This window comes from Litorimonas haliclonae, assembly GCF_965138505.1.
GTDB classification, from domain to species: domain Bacteria; phylum Pseudomonadota; class Alphaproteobacteria; order Caulobacterales; family Maricaulaceae; genus Litorimonas; species Litorimonas haliclonae.
This window is the reverse complement of the sequence record NZ_CBCSCO010000003.1, coordinates 367,786-388,275: the sequence shown is the minus strand read 5'-3', so window position 1 is coordinate 388,275 and position 20,490 is coordinate 367,786. Positions and strand designations below refer to the sequence as shown.

At 50.3% G+C, this 20,490-nt stretch carries 19 protein-coding genes and 4 tRNA genes; 17 read left to right on the top strand and 6 right to left on the bottom strand.

Annotated elements, in window-relative coordinates:
• Window positions 1-9: 9 nt before the first annotated feature.
• The 16 genes from ACNA05_RS09200 to ACNA05_RS09125 all read left to right on the top strand — a co-directional run bounded on the left by ACNA05_RS09200 (window position 10) and on the right by ACNA05_RS09125 (window position 11,945).
• Entirely contained in the window at window positions 10-624 is a 615-nt protein-coding gene (locus tag ACNA05_RS09200) for a MerR family transcriptional regulator (protein ID WP_415811180.1), read from the top strand.
• Window positions 625-685: 61 nt separating this feature from the next.
• A tRNA-Pro gene (locus ACNA05_RS09195) sits at window positions 686-762 on the top strand.
• A gap of 61 nt (window positions 763-823) precedes the next feature.
• Window positions 824-1,870: a COX15/CtaA family protein gene (locus tag ACNA05_RS09190; RefSeq protein WP_415811179.1), complete on the top strand. Its 1,047-nt coding sequence runs from the start codon at window positions 824-826 to the stop codon at window positions 1,868-1,870.
• Between the two features lie 136 nt (window positions 1,871-2,006).
• Complete coding sequence (rplM, locus tag ACNA05_RS09185) at window positions 2,007-2,477, top strand: 50S ribosomal protein L13 (protein ID WP_415811178.1); 471 nt, start codon at window positions 2,007-2,009, stop codon at window positions 2,475-2,477.
• Window positions 2,478-2,481: 4 nt separating this feature from the next.
• On the top strand, window positions 2,482-2,982 hold the full coding sequence (rpsI, locus tag ACNA05_RS09180) for a 30S ribosomal protein S9 (RefSeq protein WP_415811177.1): 501 nt from the start codon (window positions 2,482-2,484) through the stop codon (window positions 2,980-2,982).
• 90 nt (window positions 2,983-3,072) lie between these two features.
• Window positions 3,073-4,119 carry an N-acetyl-gamma-glutamyl-phosphate reductase gene (argC, locus tag ACNA05_RS09175; RefSeq protein ID WP_415811176.1) on the top strand — a complete coding sequence of 349 codons (1,047 nt, stop codon included), beginning with the start codon at window positions 3,073-3,075 and terminating at the stop codon, window positions 4,117-4,119.
• A 109-nt stretch (window positions 4,120-4,228) separates the two neighbouring features.
• Window positions 4,229-4,561: a hypothetical protein gene (locus ACNA05_RS09170; protein WP_415811175.1), complete on the top strand. Its 333-nt coding sequence runs from the start codon at window positions 4,229-4,231 to the stop codon at window positions 4,559-4,561.
• 9 nt (window positions 4,562-4,570) lie between these two features.
• Window positions 4,571-5,776 carry an LL-diaminopimelate aminotransferase gene (locus ACNA05_RS09165; RefSeq protein WP_415811174.1) on the top strand — a complete coding sequence of 402 codons (1,206 nt, stop codon included), beginning with the start codon at window positions 4,571-4,573 and terminating at the stop codon, window positions 5,774-5,776.
• A 79-nt stretch (window positions 5,777-5,855) separates the two neighbouring features.
• The gene (gene glpX, locus ACNA05_RS09160; RefSeq protein WP_415811172.1) at window positions 5,856-6,809 is read left to right on the top strand and encodes a class II fructose-bisphosphatase; all 954 of its coding nucleotides are present in this window, start codon (window positions 5,856-5,858) and stop codon (window positions 6,807-6,809) included.
• Complete coding sequence (recJ, locus tag ACNA05_RS09155; protein ID WP_415811170.1) at window positions 6,809-8,575, top strand: single-stranded-DNA-specific exonuclease RecJ; 1,767 nt, start codon at window positions 6,809-6,811, stop codon at window positions 8,573-8,575. Before glpX ends, recJ begins: the two co-directional genes overlap by 1 nt.
• Before the next feature lie 84 nt (window positions 8,576-8,659).
• Window positions 8,660-8,734: transfer RNA gene (locus ACNA05_RS09150), tRNA-Glu, on the top strand.
• Window positions 8,735-8,824: 90 nt separating this feature from the next.
• A complete protein-coding gene (locus ACNA05_RS09145) occupies window positions 8,825-9,304 on the top strand; it encodes a DUF192 domain-containing protein (RefSeq protein ID WP_415811168.1) in 480 nt (159 codons plus the stop codon).
• Between the two features lie 48 nt (window positions 9,305-9,352).
• Window positions 9,353-9,429, top strand: a tRNA-Pro gene (locus tag ACNA05_RS09140).
• An 87-nt stretch (window positions 9,430-9,516) separates the two neighbouring features.
• The gene (locus ACNA05_RS09135; protein ID WP_415811166.1) at window positions 9,517-11,466 is read left to right on the top strand and encodes an ATP-binding protein; all 1,950 of its coding nucleotides are present in this window, start codon (window positions 9,517-9,519) and stop codon (window positions 11,464-11,466) included.
• Between the two features lie 60 nt (window positions 11,467-11,526).
• Entirely contained in the window at window positions 11,527-11,832 is a 306-nt protein-coding gene (locus ACNA05_RS09130; RefSeq protein WP_415811164.1) for an ETC complex I subunit, read from the top strand.
• A gap of 36 nt (window positions 11,833-11,868) precedes the next feature.
• Window positions 11,869-11,945, top strand: a tRNA-Arg gene (locus tag ACNA05_RS09125).
• Window positions 11,946-11,983: 38 nt separating this feature from the next.
• Here the strand turns inward: ACNA05_RS09125 and ACNA05_RS09120 are convergent.
• The 5 genes from ACNA05_RS09120 to ACNA05_RS09100 all read right to left on the bottom strand — a co-directional run bounded on the left by ACNA05_RS09120 (window position 11,984) and on the right by ACNA05_RS09100 (window position 17,496).
• Window positions 11,984-13,204 (bottom strand): glucuronyl esterase domain-containing protein, encoded by a 1,221-nt coding sequence (locus ACNA05_RS09120; protein WP_415811163.1) that lies wholly within the window; start codon window positions 13,202-13,204, stop codon window positions 11,984-11,986.
• The gene (gene metC / locus ACNA05_RS09115) at window positions 13,204-14,346 is read right to left on the bottom strand and encodes a cystathionine beta-lyase (protein WP_415811161.1); all 1,143 of its coding nucleotides are present in this window, start codon (window positions 14,344-14,346) and stop codon (window positions 13,204-13,206) included. Before metC ends, ACNA05_RS09120 begins: the two co-directional genes overlap by 1 nt.
• Window positions 14,343-15,179 (bottom strand): sulfurtransferase, encoded by an 837-nt coding sequence (locus ACNA05_RS09110; protein WP_415811160.1) that lies wholly within the window; start codon window positions 15,177-15,179, stop codon window positions 14,343-14,345. The genes metC and ACNA05_RS09110 overlap by 4 nt, the downstream gene beginning before the upstream one ends.
• Entirely contained in the window at window positions 15,173-16,171 is a 999-nt protein-coding gene (locus ACNA05_RS09105) for a cysteine synthase A (protein ID WP_415811159.1), read from the bottom strand. Before ACNA05_RS09105 ends, ACNA05_RS09110 begins: the two co-directional genes overlap by 7 nt.
• Before the next feature lie 104 nt (window positions 16,172-16,275).
• Window positions 16,276-17,496 (bottom strand): DUF3089 domain-containing protein, encoded by a 1,221-nt coding sequence (locus ACNA05_RS09100; RefSeq protein WP_415811158.1) that lies wholly within the window; start codon window positions 17,494-17,496, stop codon window positions 16,276-16,278.
• Between the two features lie 97 nt (window positions 17,497-17,593).
• On the opposite strand from ACNA05_RS09100, the gene ACNA05_RS09095 reads away from it, so the two are divergent.
• Complete coding sequence (locus tag ACNA05_RS09095) at window positions 17,594-18,349, top strand: DUF502 domain-containing protein (protein WP_415811157.1); 756 nt, start codon at window positions 17,594-17,596, stop codon at window positions 18,347-18,349.
• Here the strand turns inward: ACNA05_RS09095 and recG are convergent, their stop codons facing one another.
• A complete protein-coding gene (recG, locus tag ACNA05_RS09090) occupies window positions 18,350-20,449 on the bottom strand; it encodes an ATP-dependent DNA helicase RecG (RefSeq protein ID WP_415811155.1) in 2,100 nt (699 codons plus the stop codon).
• Window positions 20,450-20,490: the final 41 nt, after the last annotated feature.

Here is a 20,490-nt window from a genome sequence, read left to right as displayed (position 1 = left end):
TCATAAGTGATGCAAGCCAAGACGACCCAAGCAAAAACGACAAGGGCCTTCAGAACCATAAGTGAGGCTGGGGAAGAGCTTGACCTCCAACCGCATGTTCTTCGCTTTTGGGAGTCTAAGTTTTCTCAAATCAAGCCCATTAAACGTGGCGGTGGGCGGAGATTTTATCGACCGGAAGACATTGAGTTTCTGCGAGGTATAAAAATTCTCCTTCACGATGAAGGTCATCCCATCAAAGACGTTCAAAAGCTAATCCGTCTCAAAGGCCCGGGAAGAGTGCTAGAGCTGGGTCAGTCCGTGCAAAAGGCTTCGCGAGAACGCAAGGTCGAAGAGACTGTTCTTGTTCCCGAGCGGATACAAAAAGTTTCCCAGAGCGAGCCTGGCATGCCTGTAGCCCCGGCATCGGAGGAGGTCGTTCAGCCTCCCGTGACGCGACCGACTGAAGAAGTCGTTGTCTCCCATGACGTGCCGGACATAACCCCAAAAGTAGTGGCGTCTGCTCCGCAAGCTCCGACCCTTTCAGAGGGTGAAATTGCCCAGCGCCGTCAGGATTTTGAAGAGGCCCTAGAACGCTTGCAGTCCCTGAAAGCACGTTGGGCGCCGTTTCTGAAAAGCGCGAGCTGACTGGCATTCGGTTGTTGCCAATGAGTATCTCACAGACTATAGGCCGCCTCATCGAAGATGTCGGAGTATAGCGCAGTCCGGTAGCGCACTAAGCTGGGGGCTTAGGGGTCGCAGGTTCGAATCCTGCTACTCCGACCATCTTTGATTTTACCAGTTTTCTGTGAAAATGTCGCAGAGTAATCCTGTCCGGGCGGTTTATATGTCCCGTATGTCTGCAAATCCCCAACACCGTCCTGTTGCCATCTGGCTACTCGTTATGATTTTGCTCGTCATAGCTATTATTGTGATTGGCGGCGCAACGCGTCTCACGAATTCGGGCTTGTCTATTACAGAATGGGCGCCCATCCGCGGAGTTTTGCCTCCATTATCTAATGCTCAGTGGGTCGCGGAGTTTGAAAAATACAAAAAGATCCCCGAGTTTATGGCGGAACATCCGGATATGGATTTGGCGGGGTTCAAATTTATTTATTTTTGGGAATGGTCGCACAGACAGGTTGGTCGATTGATCGGTCTTGCTTACGTCGTGCCGTTTTTCTTCTTTCTGCTGAAAGGCAAATTGCCCAAAGGCTCCGTCTTTGGGTATGTTTCCGTCCTTTTTCTTATCGGGTTACAGGGCGCAATTGGATGGTGGATGGTTCATAGTGGCCTGCAAGATGGAATGGTTTCCGTCAGTCAGTACCGATTGGCGATACATCTGGGGATGGCATTTTTGATCCTCGGTATTCTTTTTTGGCTGTTAAGGGATCAAATCGAGCGCCCGCGATCATCTTTGACCTTTACGGGCAAAAGGTCATTTTATACGCCCTTAGCTATCTTCACAGTCGGCTTGGTCTATTTACAGGTCTTGGCGGGAGCTATTGTGGCGGGAACACATTCTGGAAAAACCTTCAACACCTGGCCGTTAATGGACGGCAGATTTGTGCCGGATGGCTATGCGATGATGTCTCCCTTTTGGCGAAACGTTTTTGAGAATACCGCTGCCATCCAGTTCAATCATCGTATGCTCGCTTATGTTATTCTAGGCACTGCTATTTGCCTTTGGGTCTCTGCTTTGCGGCAAAAAGCTCGTATCGGGGCGCTTTTGGCGTTTACAGGCCTTTTATTATGGCAGGTTTGTTTAGGTATCTGGACATTACTTGCTGTCGCTCCACTGAATCTGTCGCTTCTACATCAGTTTAGCTCAATTCTGGTCTTTCTCTGTGCAATGTGGGTTTGGAGAAACAGCAGAAAAGTTACGGTATTATAATACCGCTTTTTTAAACGCTTGTTTTTGCAGTAGTTTTTAGGGCAGGTCTCTGAATTCTTTTGTTGACGATAAGGGCGGCCTCCAGTAGTTAGCCGCCCTTAGCCGACAGGTCAGTCTGTCGAACGAAGAGGATATTATGAAAACGACCCAGTTTTTGAAAACTGCCGATATCGAGAAGAAATGGATTCTCGTCGACGCAGAAAATGCTGTCGTTGGCCGTTTGGCGACTTTTGTTGCTATGCGCTTACGCGGTAAACATCGCCCCGACTACACTCCGCATATGGATTGTGGTGACAATGTCATCATCATCAATGCGGAAAAAGTGGCCTTCACAGGTAAAAAACGGACAGACAAAAAATATTATTGGCACACCGGACATCCGGGTGGCTTGAAAGAGCGGACAGCCGATAAGATACTTGATGGACGTTTCCCTGACCGCGTCATGCGCAAAGCGGTACAGCGTATGCTTCCAAAAGAAAGCCCGTTGGCTCGTAAGCAATTATCCAATCTGCGCGTTTACGCCGGGACGGATCATCCCCATTCAGCTCAGGAACCTGAAGTCATTGATTTCGCGTCTATGAGCCCTAAAAACGTGAAGGGAGCCTAAGATCATGGCTGAGACCCAAACACTTGCCGATTTGAAAAACGTCATTGACGGCACTGCTGGCGGCGAAGGCGCGGCTGCAGTTGATAATACAGTATTGCCTGAGCCAAAGATTGACGAACATGGCCGCTCTTACGCAACAGGCAAACGTAAAAATTCTATTGCCCGCGTCTGGATCAAACCTGGAAGCGGAAAAGTGACTGTGAATGGCCGCGACCAAGAAGTTTATTTCGCGCGTCCGGTTCTTCGTCTTATCATCCGTCAGGCTTTTGAAGTTTCTGATCGCGTTGATTCATATGACGTTGTCGCAACCGTTAAAGGCGGCGGCCTCTCCGGTCAGGCGGGCGCTGTACGTCATGGCATCACGAAAGCTCTGACATATTATGAGCCTGCGCTGCGTCGTCCGCTGAAAGCCGCTGGCTTTATTACGCGTGACTCACGTGTTGTTGAACGTAAGAAATACGGCCGAGCGAAAGCCCGTAAGAGCTTCCAGTTCTCCAAGCGCTAATCATCGGTTCATTAAGACCTTACAAAGCGAATCATCGCGATGTTTTAAGCGCTTCGGGAAATCGGGGCGCTTTTTTTGTGGAACAAAACTATGGCGAATATTAAAAAGGCGGCAGTCTTAGGCGCGTCGGGATATACTGGCGTTGAAGTCATTCGCCTGTTGCAGCATCATCCAAAGCTGGAAATCGCCGCCTTAACAGGTCACAGCCGGGCCGGAGAGCGCGCCGGCGACGTTTTCGCCAACACGGCGCATCTGGGTTTACCTGATTTGCAGGACTGGAAAGATATAAGTTGGTCCGACATTGACGTTGCTTTTGCCTGTTTACCGCACGGTGCCAGTCAGGAAACGATAGTGGAGATACTTCCGCACGTGGACACCGTCGTCGATTTATCGGCCGATTTTCGGTTGCGTGATCCTGACCTTTATGAAAACGTTTACGGAAGAACCCATAATTTTCCGGAAATTTTGGAAACAGCCGTTTACGGGTTAAGCGAATGGGCAAGAGAACCGCTCGCAAATGCGAAACTAATCGCCTGTCCTGGATGTTTTCCAACTTGTACACTCTTACCGTTGCTGCCGTTATTGAAAGACGATCTGATTGAAACTTCATCCCTAGCTGTTTCAGCAATAACTGGCGTGACGGGGGCAGGCCGAAAAGCGTCTCTGGGGCTGAGCTTTACTGAGCTTGCAGAAGGGGCCCATGCTTACGGCGTCGGCAACCATCGCCACGCCCCGGAAATTGATCAAATTGTTGAACGTGTGACAGGGCAGAAAACAACTGTCAGCCTGACGCCGCATTTGGTCCCTATGAATCGGGGGATGATCACGACGACTGTCGTTAGTCTCAAAAAAGGTCGTGGCTACAATGACTTACGAGAATCTTTAAAAGCAGCCTATCAAAATAGCAAGTTTGTCACGGTTTTGTCAGAGGGAGAGGTTCCGCAAACCCGGCATGTGCGCGGATCAAATCGCTGTCATATGAATGTATTTCAGGACCGAACCGCTGACACAGCGATTGTGATCGCTGTGATTGATAATTTAACCAAAGGGTCCTCAGGGCAGGCTATTCAAAATTATAATTTGTCACAAGGCTGGGATGAAAACCTTGGCTTGGACATGATTGGATTTTTCCCCTAGATGAGACATAATTTAGATGACGGCGGGCCCAAAGCCGCTCATATCGAATATTAGACCTATGATGAGCCGAGGAGCCGCTGTGCCACTCAGATTTACACAGACTTTTAAAATGACTGGCCTGACCCTTGCTTGCCTCGCGGGATTGTCAGCCTGTAGTTCTGTAAATGCGCCTAAAATAGATTTGATGGGCGGGTCGGCATTCGACGAAGATGTTCAAAACATTGATTCTTCTATTCCATCTGTGGATGAAGCCCCCGAAGTCCCGAATGATATTCGATCCGATGCAAGTTGGGACGAATCAGCAAACACTATGATCAAAGTCAGGGACGGCTTTTCCGTTCCCGACAAAGAATATGTACAGCCCTCTGAAGCTGCCTTAGAGGCAAGGTTCGAAGCCCTTAAAAACCAAGCTCAGGCTTACAAGGCCGACGATCCGAAATAGGACAAAACCGTGGTCGAAACTCCAGATTTTTATCGCATTCAGCGCCTCCCGCCTTACGTTTTTGCGGAAGTCAATAAGCTCAAGGCTGAATTACGAGCGGGCGGCATGGATATTATTGACTTTGGCTTTGGCAATCCCGATCTCCCGACGCCTCAGCACGTTATCGACAAACTCGTTGAAACGGTGCAACGCCCCAAAACGACAGGGTACTCCGCGTCGCGCGGAATTAAGGGCTTACGCCAAGCTTGCGCCCGCTATTACCAAAGACGGTTTGACGTTAGTCTTGACCCGGAAACGGAAGTCGTTGCAACGATTGGCTCCAAAGAAGGGTTTGCGAATCTCGCCCAAGCTATCACGGCCCCAGGGGACGTGATATATGCGCCTGATCCGTCTTATCCTCTCCATGCCTACGGCTTTGTCATTGCGGGCGCTAAAATTCAGGGCATCCCCGCAATTACAGCAGATGAATATTTGGCCGGCGTGAAAGATGCCTTAGCAAAAGCTGACAAGCCTCCCATGGCGATTGTTGTATGCTTCCCGTCTAATCCGACCGGTCACATCGCGAATTTGAGTTTTTACGAAGAGATCGTAGAAATCGCGAAAGCGAACGACATCATCATCCTCTCCGATCTCGCCTATTCAGAGATCTATTTCGGCGAAGCTCCGCCCTCTATTTTTCAGGTGCCGGGCGCTAAAGATGATATTTTGGCGATTGAGACAACGTCTCTCTCTAAAACCTATTCCATGGCAGGGTGGCGTATTGGCTTTGCTGTGGGTTCAAAACGATTAGTAGCGGCTTTGGCACGTGTGAAGTCCTATCTGGATTATGGGGCCTTTACCCCTATTCAGGTGGCCGCCTGCGCTGCTTTGGATGGCCCCCAAGAATGCGTTCACAGCGCTCGAGAGATTTATAAATACCGCCGCGACGTGCTCATAGACAGCTTTGCTCGTGCGGGATGGGAAATCCCGTCGCCAGAGGCTTCCATGTTTGCCTGGACACCCCTGCCCAAAGGGTTTGAAAGCCTGACTTCGGTCGAGTTTTGTAAATTGCTTATGAAAGAAGCAGGCGTCGCTGTTGCTCCTGGAAATGGCTTCGGCCAAAACGGGGAAGGCTACGTCCGGATTGCTCTCGTTGAGAATGAGCAGCGCATTCGTCAAGCTGCCCGAAATGTGAAGCATTTCTTGACCGCCCACAGAGAAATGGCCGCGGAGTAATTACGAGCCGTTTCATACATGTTATTAAAGCACGACCTAGAAATTTGAATGAGCTTAGAACTTTGAAAGAGGGGCAGGAATGTCAAAAGTTGGATTTAATGCGGGGCTAGCGCTAAGAGCGGCACTCGTGACAGAAAAAGCGGCAATCGCGGCGTCAAAGCTAGCAGGCCGGGGCGACGAAAAAGCCGCCGATCAAGCTGCTGTAGACGCCATGCGCACCGACCTCAATGCCATGGAAATCAAAGGCCGCGTCGTTATTGGCGAAGGAGAGCGTGACGAAGCCCCTATGCTTTATATTGGCGAAGAAGTTGGTCTGGGCAAAGGTCCTGAAATTGACATCGCGCTTGACCCTCTTGAAGGCACGACGCTCACTGCGAAAAACATGGCCAATGCGCTTGCTGTCATGGCCTTTGCGCCGCGCGGAGGACTTCTCTACGCGCCTGATACCTATATGGATAAAATTGCAATTGGCCCCGGTTTTGAACCCGGACTGGTCGATCTCGACAAAAGCGTCGAAGACAATGTCAAAGCTTTAGCCAAAGCCAAAGGGGTAAGCGCGAAAGATATTACTGTCTGCGTTTTGGATAGAGCGCGGCACGGCAAAATTATAGAGACTCTACGTAATATGGACGCAAAGGTCAGCCTGATCAGTGATGGCGATGTCCAAGGCGTGATTGCGACAACGGATCGGGACACGCAAATTGATATGTATATCGGGCAGGGCGGAGCGCCGGAAGGCGTTTTGGCGGCTGCTGCGCTGCGCTGCGTTGGCGGACAAATGCAGGGACGTCTACACTTTAGAAATGACGATGAAGTCGCTCGCGCTCGCCGTGTCGGAATCGACGATCTAGACACGAAATATGATCTTGAAGGATTGGCGTCAGGCCCGACAATTTTCTCTGCGACTGGCGTTACCCAAGGTTCGCTCTTGGATGGCGTTAGAATCGCTAAAGGCCGCGTGCATACGCACACTCTCGTTATGAACTCTGTTGATAAAGCCGTTCAAAAACTCCGCTCCGCCCGTCCCGTTTAATGGGCGAGTCGAGCGCGCTTCTAGGCGTTGAAAGCTCTGTAAAGGGCAGGAAGTGGGTGTCTCGTGCGTCTCAGAGCGACGCTGAGGCGCTTCTGCTTGCGGCTGATATTTCTCCTCTGACGGCGCAGTTACTGGCAGGTCGGAATGTCTCAGCAGATCAAGTGGAGCATTTCCTAAATCCACGTTTAAAAACCTCCTTGCCAGATCCTTCGGTGCTTACCGATATGGATAAAGGCGTTGCGGCTATATTCGACGCGATCGACCAAAACCGGAAGATTTGCATCTTTGCCGATTATGATGTCGACGGAGGGACTTCTGCCGCGCAACTTTTGCGATGGGCGAGGGGAATCGGACAGGATTGGGGCCTTTATGTGCCTGACCGACTTTTAGAAGGGTATGGCCCCTCGGCGGAGGCATTTGAGAAACTTAAATCAGAGGGCACAGATCTCGTCATAACGGTGGATTGCGGCGCGGCGGCGACAGAGGCTCTAAACCACGCGAGTGAGATTGGGCTGGATGTTGTTGTGATTGACCATCACTTGATGGGCGATGATATTCCGGCGGCGCTCGCGGTTATCAACCCGAACCGCGCAGACGATACGTCTGGGCTCGGCCATCTTGCGGCGGCCGGCGTCAGCTTCTTGACGGTTATTGCATTGAACCGTGAAGCGAAGCAGCGCGGATTATCGCCAGCTGTTAAACCTATGAATTTATTAGGCTTTTCGGCCTTAGGGACAATCTGTGATGTTGTCCCGTTGACGGGATTAAACCGCTCTATCGTGGCCCAAGGGCTCAAAGTGCTTTCTCGCAAGGATGTCGCCGGAATCGAAGCTCTAGCCGATATTGCGAAACTCACACCGCCTTTCACGACGCAGGACGCTGGATTTGGATTTGGTCCGCGAATCAATGCCGGAGGGCGAATCGGGGTGTCCTTTATGGGGGCGGAGATGCTTGCGACTGAGAATGCGCAACTGGCTTACTCTCACGCCGCGGAATTAGACAGAGTAAACGCAGAGCGTCGGGCTCTACAGGCGCAAATTCAGACAGAGGCCATGGAGGAGGCGTTAAAATTACCGGAAGAGTCACCCATAATTATTGTCTCAATGAAGGATTGGCACGCGGGTATAATCGGTATTGTCGCAGGGCGAATCAAAGACCGTCTGGATAAGCCGGCTTTGGTCATCGGCATAGACGATTCGGGCGTCGGGAAAGGATCTGGACGCTCTATCAAAGGCGTAAATCTTGGCCGGGCTTTATCGAAGGCAAAGGAAGCAGGTTTATTATTGTCAGGCGGCGGCCATGAAATGGCAGGCGGATTGACAATAGACCCTGATAAAATTGCAGCTTTCAAATCTTTTATGGAAACCGAGTTAAGTTCCTCCGTGGCTGAAGCGCTTGAACATCAAACCTTAAAAGTTGACTCGATACTTCACCCTCGGTCCGTCTCTCTTGAAACATTGGATGTGCTCGACAAGGTCGCACCTTATGGCGCGGGCAACCCTACGCCCACATTTGTTCTGCCTGACATGACAGTTACTTTTTCAGAGATGCTGCGGGGAGGGCATGTTCGGGTGAGCGCCAAGAGCCGGGACGGCATCTCTATCCGCGCAATGGCGTTTCGAGCCGATGAAACGGGGCTAGCAGATTTGCTTTTATCCGGAGAGAACCATCCTTTGCACCTCGCAGGGAGACTGCAGCGGAACGAATGGAACGGGAGAGTCTCGGCCGACTTCCATATAAGTGATGCCGTACGCTCAAATCTGTGATTTTTTGCACTTCTCTGTTTTTTTTGTAAAATATGACTTGCACCTCTGAGCGCTCACTTCTATATCGCCCGCACACTGATAAGCGGTCCCTTCGTCTATCGGTTAGGACGCCAGGTTTTCAACCTGGAAAGAGGGGTTCGATTCCCCTAGGGACTGCCAATCAGCTTTCTCCTTATTGTTTTTATGTTTGAGAGTCGCTTTACTGATAAAGCACTTTTCGTTTCCGTTCCTATTGGATAAAGGAAACCCATGAAAAATCTTCTTTTATGTTTTGCTCTTATCTTTGTCACAGCGGTCAGCGCCTCAGCCCAAACGAATCGCGACGATGTCGTAGATTTCGGAGACCCGGTGCCTCTGATAATTCAATCCGAATCAGGCCCTCATGAATTTATGGTGGAAGAAGCCAAAACCCTTGATCAACAGGCTCGCGGAATGATGTTCCGCGAAGAGATGGGGGAAAATACGGGAATGATCTTTGAATTTGCAGAACCAAAGCTCGCGACTATTTGGATGAAAAACACGGCTATACCTCTGGATATCCTATTTGTGCGCTCAAACGGTAAGATTTTGAAGATCGAACATATGGCTCAGCCCTACAAATTACGCAGCGCCTCATCAGAGGCCGTTGTAGCCGCTGTGGTTGAATTGAAGGGTGGCCGCTCAAACGAACTGGGGATTCGGCCTGGTGATGTGATCGAACATGCATTTTTCCAAAATTCTGCACCTTAATCGCTTGAATTCTGACGCAACGGCTTTAATAGGCTCCTCACCGTATGTCGGGGCGTAGCGCAGCCTGGTAGCGCATCTGTTTTGGGAACAGAGGGTCGCAAGTTCGAATCTTGCCGCCCCGACCACGGTATTTCAATAAAATCCTCTTCAATCGTAAGTTTTTCCTAACGGAATAGGGCTATCACTTCTCCTGTCTTTGGAGAAACGTGACTATGCTGACATCACCACAGCCCGTTCAATCGGCTGCGCCGCAATCGAAAGAACAACATATCGAGATCGGCCGGATCATGAATGTTGGCTCTGCGACTGCAGTCATCTCCATTAATAAAACTCTGATTCGTAACAACCAGCTCCACCAAGCTCAAATCGGAACGATTCTGAAAATCTTGACGAGTGATTCGATTGTGGTCGCGATGGTGTCTTCGCTCAAAATTGGTGCCGCGGATGAGGAGGGGATGAATGATGGCTGTCTGGCCACGCTCAACATTCTCGGAGAGATCACAACGAATGCGACGACAAGAGCAACTAAGTTCTTCCGGGGAGTGCGATCTTTTCCGGTTCTGAATGCGCCGGTATTCAATATGTCTCGTTCTGACCTGAAGTTGATTTTTTCTCGGGAGAATTCTTCCTGTATTGAAGTTGGTCGCTTGCAGCAGGACAACTCTATCGTGGCAAAAGTCCGAACGGATGACCTGCTCTCCAAACATTTTGCTATTATTGGATCAACTGGGTCTGGTAAATCCTGCACCGTCGCGCTTGTCCTGCAAGCCATACTGAATCAGAGTCCTCAGGGCCATGTCGTGCTCTTTGATCCCCATAATGAATATTCCAAAAGCTTTGGGAACCGTGCAGAAGTTATCGATAGTGAGTCTCTGGATATTCCCCTCTGGATGTTTGACTTCGTTGAGACCGTTGAATTGCTGACCAGTGAAATTGAAGATCAAGCGAGAGAAGAACAGGAGATCCTTCACGATGTAATTCTTAAGGCAAAACGACTTTTTGACCGCGCCCGTAAAAACAACGATATATCTTCGCAAGTCAAACTCGATGATATTGAAGGGGAGCTACAGCGCGCCACGCACATCACGCTCGACAGCCCTGTGCCGTATCGAATTCGAGACGTCTCAAAGCTTCTAGACCACTATATGGGGAAGTTAGAGAATAACTCTAATTTAGCGCCGTATAAACGTCTCAAGCGCCGCATTGCCATGTTGGTTTCGGACCCGCGCTACAGATTCATCTTTAAAAATCAGGCGTCCCCGAGGCCTATTGAAGAGATAATCGGCCGGATATTCCGTATTCCGGTCAATAATAAACCGATTTCGATTTTGGATTTCTCCGGCATTCCATCTGAGGCCCTGAATATTGTGGTCAGCGTTGTTAGCCGACTAGCGTTTGAACTTGCGACATGGTCCGAGCGAAAAATCCCAATTCTTCTGGTCTGTGAAGAAGCGCATAGATATATTCCGAGGGATAAATCACTCGGCTTTCACTCTACCCGGCGCATCATCGGCCGAATAGCGAAGGAAGGCCGGAAATATGGGGTGTCACTGGGCATTATTTCTCAAAGACCGTCAGAGCTAGAGCCCTCCACCTTGTCACAATGTTCAACAATTTTCTCTATGCGCCTCTCAAATGAGGTCGACCAAAATTTCGTGAAAGCGGCGGTTCCGGACGGGGCGGCGGATTTATTGTCATTTCTACCGTCTCTCGGCACAGCAGAGACCATGGTCTTTGGCGAATCCGTAAATCTGCCTATGCGGGTTATCCTGAGCACTCTGGCAGAGGAATATCGCCCACACAGTTCCAGCGCCAAATTTACTGACCTTTGGCAGCGCGACACAACCTCTCCGGCCTTTATGGAAACTGTTTTTGACCGTTGGCGGTCTCGGAGCTTGAACTCGGGTGAATTGCCATCTGAAGCCATTACGTCGCCTGTAACGCAACATCCAAATGGCCGCCTTGTTCGTCCGACTCAGTCTCAACAGCAACAGTTTAGAGCGAAACCGCCCGCTCAACCAACTGCCCAGCAAAATACAGGTCAAAACCAAGGCATCAGCGCCGTTGCGCGCCAACGTATTTTAGAAAAAGCGACAGCCCAGCCTCAAAGTCTCTCTGAAGTGAAAACAATGCTGAACTCTGCCTTTAATCGGGATATGTGATTTACAGCGCGTCTTGATCTGGTAAGACGCTTACGTTGTTTTTGATACGGGTTTACGAGCATGTTTGCCAAAATTTATCAGCCAAATCCTTCTGCTATGACGTCTGGTCGAGCCAAAACCCATCATTGGTTGCTCGAATTTGAAACGAAAGGGTCGACGATTATTGACCCGCTGACAGGGTATAATCGCTCCGTTGATCCCAGATCTCAAGTAGAGTTGAAATTCGAGACTAAGGAAGAGGCAATTGCCTACGCTAAAAACAATAATATTCCGCATCGCGTAATGGACACCCATTCAACGAGCCGTATCCCTCGTTCATATGCAGATAATTTCAGCTATGACCGCAAATTACCTTGGACGCATTAAGCTGACGCATTAAAGACACGTCCATGAATGAATAGGGGATCCATAGCTCAACTGGATAGAGCAGCCGCCTTCTAAGCGGCAGGTTGCAGGTTCGAGTCCTGCTGGGTCTGCCATTTTTCTCAAATCTTTGCTTAATCTAGATAGCTAAATTTTATTTAAAATGCGCGTCAAGGAATTCGAGGAAGGCTGGCCAGTCTTCTTCAACGACGCCGTGCGTACCGGGCCGCATCCAAAAGGATAGGTCATCATTAGGGCGAAAGTCGTTCAATCGCGTAGCGGTGAGACCCGTGCCATCACCTTCTATCCATGCCGATGAGGCCGCTCTCGCGGCATTGAAAGCGCCGGACGGGTCAGACCAAACATCGCGCCTCGCATTTCCTAGTAGTACCGGACGGGGCGCTATTAGCGCGAGGAGATAATGTGCGTCTACAGGAAGGGCGTCTTTGTTCTCTGCATACTCTACGAAAGTTGATGTAAACCAGTGCGGATAACTCTCCATAATTTCTGCGATGCTTTCTCCCTTTTCGTCTCGCAATAGAGAAGCGCCGCCGGTCCCTGACTGATGCGCAATGACCGCATCTATCGACGCCGTCGCTGCTGCGGAAATCAAGGCGGTCTTTCCGTAACGAGAATGCCCATAAGTAATTACCGAGTCTGTTTCTCCTCCTGTCTTCAAAGTGTCGGCGAGCCAAACCGTCAGGCTCGCCCAGACGGACAAAGTCCCAGGGGTGGCCTTAGGTGTGTCGGAGAACATTTGCTTAAGTATCGCGGGCGCCTGTGAGGCGGAATCCGGAACAAACTCGGGCGGGAATATAACGGCCACGCTATACCCGTTGTCCAAAATCATCTGATAGGGAGGCACGGTGATGTAACGACCAAAAAAATAAGTGAAAATCGAACTTAAGATGCCTTCGCCCGAGCATTCAAAAAAATCACCTTCCGGATCTGTGACGTCTTTAACAGGAACCACGTCGCTATTTGGACAGAAGTTCTGCGTTAAAATCACGGAAGCCTTCAAATCTTCCGCGCGCCGGACAAAAACGATATGGAAGACACTCGTGGCGCGGCCATACCCTGCTTCCACAGCCCATTCCGTAATAATGTCGCCTGGCGTGAACGCGTTACGCGCGATCTCTTTTTTGGAAAGAATCCTCACATCTGTCAGCTCAGGAATTTTTCCGTAAATGTGTTCCTCCAGTCCGTTCATCATCTCTGAATTTGATTTCAGAGACGGTAGGTCGTGAAGAGGAGGCGCTTTGAGCGGCGCCTGTTGCATCATCAGACGCGCGCCTTTGCAGGAGACTAAAGACCCGACGAGGACTAAAGCAGCAATCCCGAACCAAAACCGTTTCAGCTTCAGAAATCGTAGCATTAATGCAGTTTAGTCAAGGCTTGCTCTATATCTTCTCGAAGGTCATCGACGTGTTCAAGACCGCAGGCAAAACGGATCAGCGGGCCGGGGAATTTTTCTCCTTCGGAACGCCGCAATTGCGGATCGCATTGAATGGCGAGGCTTTCAAAACCTCCATAAGAGTAGCCGACGCCAAAGAGACTCAAGGCATTTATAAATGCCTCTACTTTTTTTGCCGTTGTTCTCTGAGCGACAACGCTAAAAAGGCAACCGGAACCGGTGAAATCCCGTTTCCATAATTCGTGATCCGGATGACTCTCGAGGGCAGGGTGGAGAACGGTTTGAATTTCCTGACGATCTACTAGCCAGTGAGCAAGGGTAAGGGCTGTCGCTTCCTGTTGCCGAAAACGCGGCATGATACTCCGAAATCCTCTCAGGATTTGATAGGCGTCATCAGGAGAGCTTGAGTTGCCTAATAGCTTTGCGGCCTTTGAGACTTGCTGAGCCGTCTGCTCATCTGCTGAGACAGCCGCTCCGAACATTATATCGCTATGACCCCCAAAATATTTTGTCGCCGCATGACAGGAAATATCCACGCCGAGCGAGAGCGGTGATAAAACAATACCTGCCGCCCAAGTATTGTCGATGAGCGTTTTAACGCCTTTTTCCTTTGCCGCCTTAGTTATGGCCGGAATGTCCTGAATTTCAAATGTAAGAGAGCCAGGGCTTTCAAGAATAATCAACCGGGTGTTCTCTTGTATCAAATCTTTAATCTTGGCTCCGATATGGGGATCGTAAATATCAACGGAGACGCCCATTCCTGTCAGCATTTGGAGACAAAAACCGCGCGTGGGTCCATAAGCCGAATCTGTCAACAAGACATGATCCCCGGATTTAACTTGAGACATAATGGGGATTGTGCAGGCCATAAGGCCAGACGGGAAAAGAGTTGTACCGGCGCCGCCTTCCAGATGGGTGAACATATCACAGAGTTGGTCGTGAACGTCTCCGCCGTGCCGTCCATACCCTCTAACATCAGAGCGGTAGAGATCTGCAGCGTCACTAAACAATAGAGTCGAGGCTCGCGTGACGGACGGATTGACCGCCGTGCCTAATCCAGCTTTGGGCCGGGCAAGGTGAGTAAATTCAGTTTCTTTTTTCATGTCGTTTCGATCGGGTAATCTGAGGCGCCGTATTCCGTCCAAGAGCCTGTGTAAACAGAGATGTCTTCAAAACCGAGGTGCTCAAAAACCAACGCCAAAGCTGCGGCGGTAACGCCGGAGCCACAGGTCGTGATAATAGGGCTCTTTTTGTTGATGCCTTCATCTTCTAAAACTTGATGAATTTCGTTGTCTTCTAGAAGCTCACCTTGGGATGTCTTCAGACGGCCAAGTGGCAGGTTCAGAGAGCTTGGAATATGGCCGGATCGAAGACCCTCTCTCGGTTCCGGGGTTTCTCCTGAAAACCGTCCCGGAGGACGCGCATCGATAATTTGCGTGTTGGAGCTTATAGCCTCTAGTATAGCCTCTATCGAGACGCCTTTGACCGCAGGGTCAGAAATTCTATAGTCACTTCTGGTTCCGCTTGATTGCAAGTTCTCTGCAATTTCGCGGCCTGCTCCTGTCCAAGCCGGAAACCCGTCTCGCAACACCGAAATTTTTTTGTGTCCAATCGTTTTAAACGACCACCAGACACGGGCCGCTGAGAAATAGCCTTGCTTATCATAAACGATAATATGATTCTCAGCGTTTAAACCCAACTCGTCCGCCATGGACTTCAGCACGTCCTTAGGCGGATGAGCAGCCCCGAGAGGGGTTTTGGACTTTAGAAAGCCTAGGTCAAAGAACCTTGCTCCCGGGATTGCTCCGTCGGGGAGATCGGAACTGTTTCCCGGCACGCTCCATGTCGCATCCAAAACACGTAGGTTGGGATCCGAGAGATTCTCGGACAGCCATTTCACATCAACAAAATACGGAGCTTGTTCAGTCTCTAACATAACCAGTTCGGAACCGGTAAATTCCGCTCTCTCAAGAAGTCCGGGTTGTAGATTTTAGACTGATATCGTTGGCCGTAATCACAAAGAATAGTCACGATAGTATGCCCCGGGCCCATTTCACGCGCCATATGGATTGCCCCGGCAATATTGATTCCCGAAGACCCGCCAAGGCAAATGCCTTCCAGCTGGTTGAGTTCAAAGATTATTTGAAGCGCTTCTGTATCTTCAATCTGATAGGCGTGATCGACTTCAATACCTTCTAGATTAGCGGTAATTCGCCCTTGGCCGATACCTTCCGTAACGGAATCGCCATGGCTCTCCAATTCACCGTTCCTGAAATAAGAATACATTTTTGAGCCAAGCGGATCCGCAACACCTATCCGCACAGAAGGCTTCAAACTCTTCAGTGACAAAGAGATGCCGCCAAGCGTTCCTCCTGTGCCGACAGCACATATAAAGCCGTCTACATTTCCATCAGTCTGCTTGAATATCTCCGGCCCGGTTGTGTCGATGTGGGCCTGTCGGTTCGCGATGTTGTCAAACTGATTGGCCCAAAGTGCTCCGTTTGGTTCGGTCTTTGCAAGCTCTTCTGCCAGTCGTTGAGAGGTGTGAATGTAATTGCCGGGATTGGAGTAGGGTACGGCGTCAACTTCGATAAGTTCTGCGCCTAAAAGTTTCACAGAGTCTTTTTTCTCTTGGCTCTGTGTACGCGGCATAACAATTTTACAGCGATATCCGAGCGCCGAACAAACCATCGCCAATCCGATGCCCGTATTGCCGGCTGTACCTTCAACAACAACCCCGCCGGGGCTTAGAGTGCCTTGGTCTTCAGCGTGGCGGATAATGGAGAGGGCGGCGCGATCTTTTACCGACTGACCGGGGTTAAGGAATTCTGCTTTGCCCAGAATATTGCAACCCGTCATGGCAGAGGCTTCCTGCAATCGAATGAGGGGGGTGTTTCCGATAAGGTCTAGAACAGACTGGGCAATCATAGTGATCTCCAAATATTACTTGGCCCTGAAATGCCTGATTAAACAGGTAAAATCCACCGCTTTATCGACGAAATTTGAAAACTCTCAAATCTAGGGAATGGAAATTAATTCTCTTCTTCTGTCGCTTGGGGCGTGACATCGACAACCTCGCCAATTGGGCTTTCCTCAATTTCTTGAACTTCGAAACCATCCAAGAGCTTAGCGCGGCGGGGGAGCACATTGTCTTCAATCAGAGACTCTACCCTTTGCACCGCATTCAGCCTTAAATCTTCATAGAAAAGATTGGAGGGGAGGGTTCTAAATTTTCCGCCGACTTTTAATGGACGGCGAAGAGAGCGTGAGCGAGGCTTGTCAATCAGGAGCAAGCCGTCCTGACATTGCGCGCCGGCTTGGCGGGGCAGGGGCGCCGGACGAGTCTCAAGGTCGAGCCCTTCAGCCGCGACGCCGCCTTTGTGCAAGCGCGCCGGAGCGTAGTCTTCGCTCTGCGTCCATAAGAGCGGGTTTACACAGATAAGCGCCTGACCTTTAACAGAGCTATATTCCTCTCCATCATACGCCAAAAGCCGAGACCCAAAACGCTCCGCAATATCACCTTCATCCGGTGCAAACGCTCCAAATGCTACAATACATCGTGATTGGCTTGCCGTTTGACAGACCGGAATCCCCTCCATAGGGCCCTCCAAAAGGCTTTTCGTCAGGGGGTAATTTATGACATAGGCCACGGCGAGGCGTTTGAAATTATCTTCATTTTCCGGTCCGGAGAAGAAATCCGCTAAAAGACGCTCTACATGGCTGGCCCCTTGGTTGTGACCAACTAAAACAATAGGTCGTTCGGGCGGAGAATTTTTTAGAAAGTATCGGAACGCCCGCTTCACATCCTGATACGCCAGATTTTGCGCCATTCGGGCGTCCTCACGCTGTGTCATATAGGCGTAAAGCGAGGCTTGCCTGTAAAAGGGAGCAAATAACCTTCCTGCATCCGAATAAGGGGTGACATAGTTAGGACGAACGATTCGCTCTAGCTTGCGTTTTCTCTTCAGGTCATCGCTCGGTAAGTTCCAATGTTTCCCGCCGCGATAGACGCTCGGCACAACAACGAACACATCACCCTTGGAAGGGTGTTCAAAACTGTCTTGGGATAAATCCGGTAACGACAACCACGCATCCTTTTTGGAATAATCCGGCGGCGTCGGGCGCTTGTAGGTTTGAAAAGGTTGGCCGGGGTCTTGGATATGCTGGAAAATATCATCGCGATAAAGATACACCAAGGTGAGCGCCGTTATCAAAAGGCAGACAAGGCTGATAATGGCCGTTTTCATGCGCATATGATTTCCCTTTCCTGATTTGGCCCTATATCCTAGTTTGAGCGTCCCGTAGAGGGTAATTACCATGCAGTAACGCTAGAAAAGCGGAGAGCGGCCCATGACTGAAGAGTCAGTCCAAAAAAAGAAGAGTAGGCTTTTTCCAAACCGCTTCAAGGGAAGAGGGCGGATTGCCCGATTTGCATTTTTGAAGTTCATTCGAAACCGTCTTTTGACAGGCGTCATTGTGGCTTTACCGATTTTTGTCACAGTCTGGGCCATTACTGCCTTTATTCAGTTTATTGATACCACGGTCTGGAAGTTCCTTCCGTCGTCTATCAATCCTAAAATTCAATTTGGATATGATGTATGGGGCTTAGGTCTTATCATTGCAGTGTTGGGCCTGATCATCTTGGGTTCCCTAGCCTCTAATTATTTCGGTTCAGCCCTCTTGCGCCAGAGCGAACGTCTCCTAGCGCGCGTACCGGTTGTGCGTAGCGTGTATTCTTTCGTCAAACAAATAGTCGTCATGGTTGCCGAACAACGGGATAAAGCCTTTCAAGAGGTCTGTTTGATTGAATACCCGAAAGCGGGAATTTGGGCGATTGGTTTCATTACTACAAATTTGCAAGGTGCGCCGGAGCGTACTCTCGGGCCGGGTTATGTGTGCGTCTTCGTGCCAACCACGCCCAACCCGACTTCAGGTTTCCTGCTTTTCTCCAAACGCGAAGATATCAAAATTTTGGATATGACGCCGGAAGAGGGGGCAAAGATGATCATTAGCGGGGGCATGGTGTCTTCAAACGAAGAACCGTCAGCCTATAATCCCAATGACGTAAAAAGCAAAACTCACCCTAGCGGGAAAATGATTCTTTAGTCATCCTGCCCGCATCAGGGCAATGCCGTAGTCCTGTTCAAACAAGAATAGCAAATCTCTCGCGGCCTTACCACGTACTGATTTAAGTTCAGGATCGTTTTGTACCAAGAGGCGGGCGTCTTGAACGGCCGTCTCTAGTAAGGATTTATGTTTATCCAGATTGGCAAAGGCATAGTCTGGAAGCCCACTTTGGCGTGCGCCTAAGAGATCACCTGAACCTCTAAGCTCCCAGTCTTTTTCTGCAATCATGAACCCGTCTTCCGATTCGCGCATTACCTCCAGCCTTGCTTTCCCGCTTACCGAGAGAGGGCCTTTGTAAAGGAGTAGACAGGAAGACTGTTTGTCTGAACGCCCAACACGGCCCCGTAGCTGATGAAGCTGCGCGAGCCCGAACCGTTCGGCGTGTTCAATAACGATGATTGTGGCGTCCGGCGCGTCGACTCCCACCTCAATCACCGTTGTCGCAACAAGAACTTTATATCGCGCCGCCTTGAAATCATTGGATATTTGTTCTTTTTCTAGCCCATTCATACGCCCGTGAAGGAGGCCGACTTTATCGCCATAAATGGCCGTAAGCTGGCGATGACGGTCCTCAGCAGAGGTCAGGTCTATCAACTCGCTTTCTTCGACTAGCGGACAAACCCAGTACACTTGATTGCCTTCTTGTATCTGCCGACCAATACCGTCAATCACGTCGTCCAACCGTTGAAGCGGTAATATTCGCGTTTCAATCGGCTTTCGTCCTGCGGGTTTTTCATCAAGTTTGACGCTGTCCAAATCCCCATAACTCGTAAGGGCGAGCGTCCGGGGAATGGGGGTCGCCGTCATGACGAGTAAGTCAGGAGCCTGCCCTTTATTCGCAAGGCGGAGCCGATCACGCACGCCGAAGCGGTGTTGTTCGTCAATAATGACGAGTCCCAAATCTTTGAAAGTCATTGTGTCTTGAAATAAGGCGTGAGTGCCGACCACGACATCAATGTATCCGGCTTCAAGCCCGGAATTCAGAGCTTGGCGGGCCTTTCCTTTATCACGGCCCGTAATCGCTTGAACGGTTAACCCTGCTGGCTCTAAAAGAGCGCTAAGGGTCTCGGCGTGCTGCCGCGCCAGGATTTCTGTTGGAGCCATTAGGGCGGTCTGCACTCCGGCTTCCGCTGCATAAGCCGCGGCTAAAGCTGCGACAAATGTTTTTCCCGCGCCGACATCGCCTTGCAGAAGCCGCGCCATACGAAATGGCGACTGCATATCTTTTTCTATTTCCTCAAATGCACGCGACTGGGCTCCGGTGGGTTTAAAGGGGGCCGCGTTGAGAACATCCTGAACATAATGACCGTCATGGCGAAATTCCCGCCCATGCGCCCGCCTCGTGCTTTCACGCACAAGGGCAATTGCGAGCTGTTTGGCAAAAAGCTCATCATAGGCGAGGCGGCGTCTAATTGGACTCTCTGCACTAATATCAACGGCATGGGACGGATTGTGAAGCGTTTTCAGACTTTCCTGAAACCCGCTCCAGTTTTGCTGCGACACGAAAGAGCTATCCAGCCATTCTCCCATGTCTCTTATCGTTTCAAAAACAGAGAGCGCGGCGCGAACCGTTTTACCTGCCATCTTTTGCGATAGGCCGGCAGTCAAAGGATATAAAGGCTCTATCAAGGGGAGTAAGTCAGACTTTTGAGGGTCCAACACATAATCCGGATGCGTCATTTGAAGCTGGGCGTTGAAACTTTCGGTTTTGCCAGAGATCAGCCTCTCTTTGCCTTCCGGGAAAAGCTGCTCCATTTGCGCGGAGCGCGCTTTGAAATAGATGATCTCCATTTCGCCGCTATTATCATAGACGGTTATTTTATAAGGTCGATTGCGGTTGGACGGCGCTTTGTGCGAACCGATGGTCACCAGAAATGTCCCTATCTCTCCGGCAAGTGCATTTGCAATGCCCGGACGATTAGAGCGGTCAATCGCGCCTGTCGGGGCGGTTAAAAGCAAATCTTTAATCCGCCCACCCATGGCCCGCTCCAGCAATGGAGCCGTCTTGGGACCGACGCCTGATAACGTCTGAATGTCCGCAAAAAGCGGGAAGAGGTGCTGCGGACGGGCGGCTGACATAAAAGGCTTTTGACGCGACAAAACTGTTGAAGCAAGACCGC

Bases quoted from the DNA above. Each gene is read 5' to 3' on its own strand.
- ACNA05_RS09170 (WP_415811175.1), top strand. From the start codon at position 4,229: ATGACTGGCCTGACCCTTGCTTGCCTCGCGGGATTGTCAGCCTGTAGT.
- argC (WP_415811176.1), top strand. From the start codon at position 3,073: ATGGCGAATATTAAAAAGGCGGCAGTCTTAGGCGCGTCGGGATATACT.
- rplM (WP_415811178.1), top strand. From the start codon at position 2,007: ATGAAAACGACCCAGTTTTTGAAAACTGCCGATATCGAGAAGAAATGG.
- ACNA05_RS09130 (WP_415811164.1), top strand. From the start codon at position 11,527: ATGTTTGCCAAAATTTATCAGCCAAATCCTTCTGCTATGACGTCTGGT.
- recG (WP_415811155.1), bottom strand. From the start codon at position 20,449: ATGTCAGCCGCCCGTCCGCAGCACCTCTTCCCGCTTTTTGCGGACATT.
- ACNA05_RS09200 (WP_415811180.1), top strand. From the start codon at position 10: ATGCAAGCCAAGACGACCCAAGCAAAAACGACAAGGGCCTTCAGAACC.
- ACNA05_RS09190 (WP_415811179.1), top strand. From the start codon at position 824: ATGTCCCGTATGTCTGCAAATCCCCAACACCGTCCTGTTGCCATCTGG.
- ACNA05_RS09145 (WP_415811168.1), top strand. From the start codon at position 8,825: ATGAAAAATCTTCTTTTATGTTTTGCTCTTATCTTTGTCACAGCGGTC.
- rpsI (WP_415811177.1), top strand. From the start codon at position 2,482: ATGGCTGAGACCCAAACACTTGCCGATTTGAAAAACGTCATTGACGGC.
- ACNA05_RS09105 (WP_415811159.1), bottom strand. From the start codon at position 16,171: ATGATTGCCCAGTCTGTTCTAGACCTTATCGGAAACACCCCCCTCATT.
- glpX (WP_415811172.1), top strand. From the start codon at position 5,856: ATGTCAAAAGTTGGATTTAATGCGGGGCTAGCGCTAAGAGCGGCACTC.
- metC (WP_415811161.1), bottom strand. From the start codon at position 14,346: ATGAAAAAAGAAACTGAATTTACTCACCTTGCCCGGCCCAAAGCTGGA.
- ACNA05_RS09095 (WP_415811157.1), top strand. From the start codon at position 17,594: ATGACTGAAGAGTCAGTCCAAAAAAAGAAGAGTAGGCTTTTTCCAAAC.
- ACNA05_RS09100 (WP_415811158.1), bottom strand. From the start codon at position 17,496: ATGCGCATGAAAACGGCCATTATCAGCCTTGTCTGCCTTTTGATAACG.
- ACNA05_RS09120 (WP_415811163.1), bottom strand. From the start codon at position 13,204: ATGCTACGATTTCTGAAGCTGAAACGGTTTTGGTTCGGGATTGCTGCT.
- ACNA05_RS09135 (WP_415811166.1), top strand. From the start codon at position 9,517: ATGCTGACATCACCACAGCCCGTTCAATCGGCTGCGCCGCAATCGAAA.
- recJ (WP_415811170.1), top strand. From the start codon at position 6,809: ATGGGCGAGTCGAGCGCGCTTCTAGGCGTTGAAAGCTCTGTAAAGGGC.
- ACNA05_RS09110 (WP_415811160.1), bottom strand. From the start codon at position 15,179: ATGTTAGAGACTGAACAAGCTCCGTATTTTGTTGATGTGAAATGGCTG.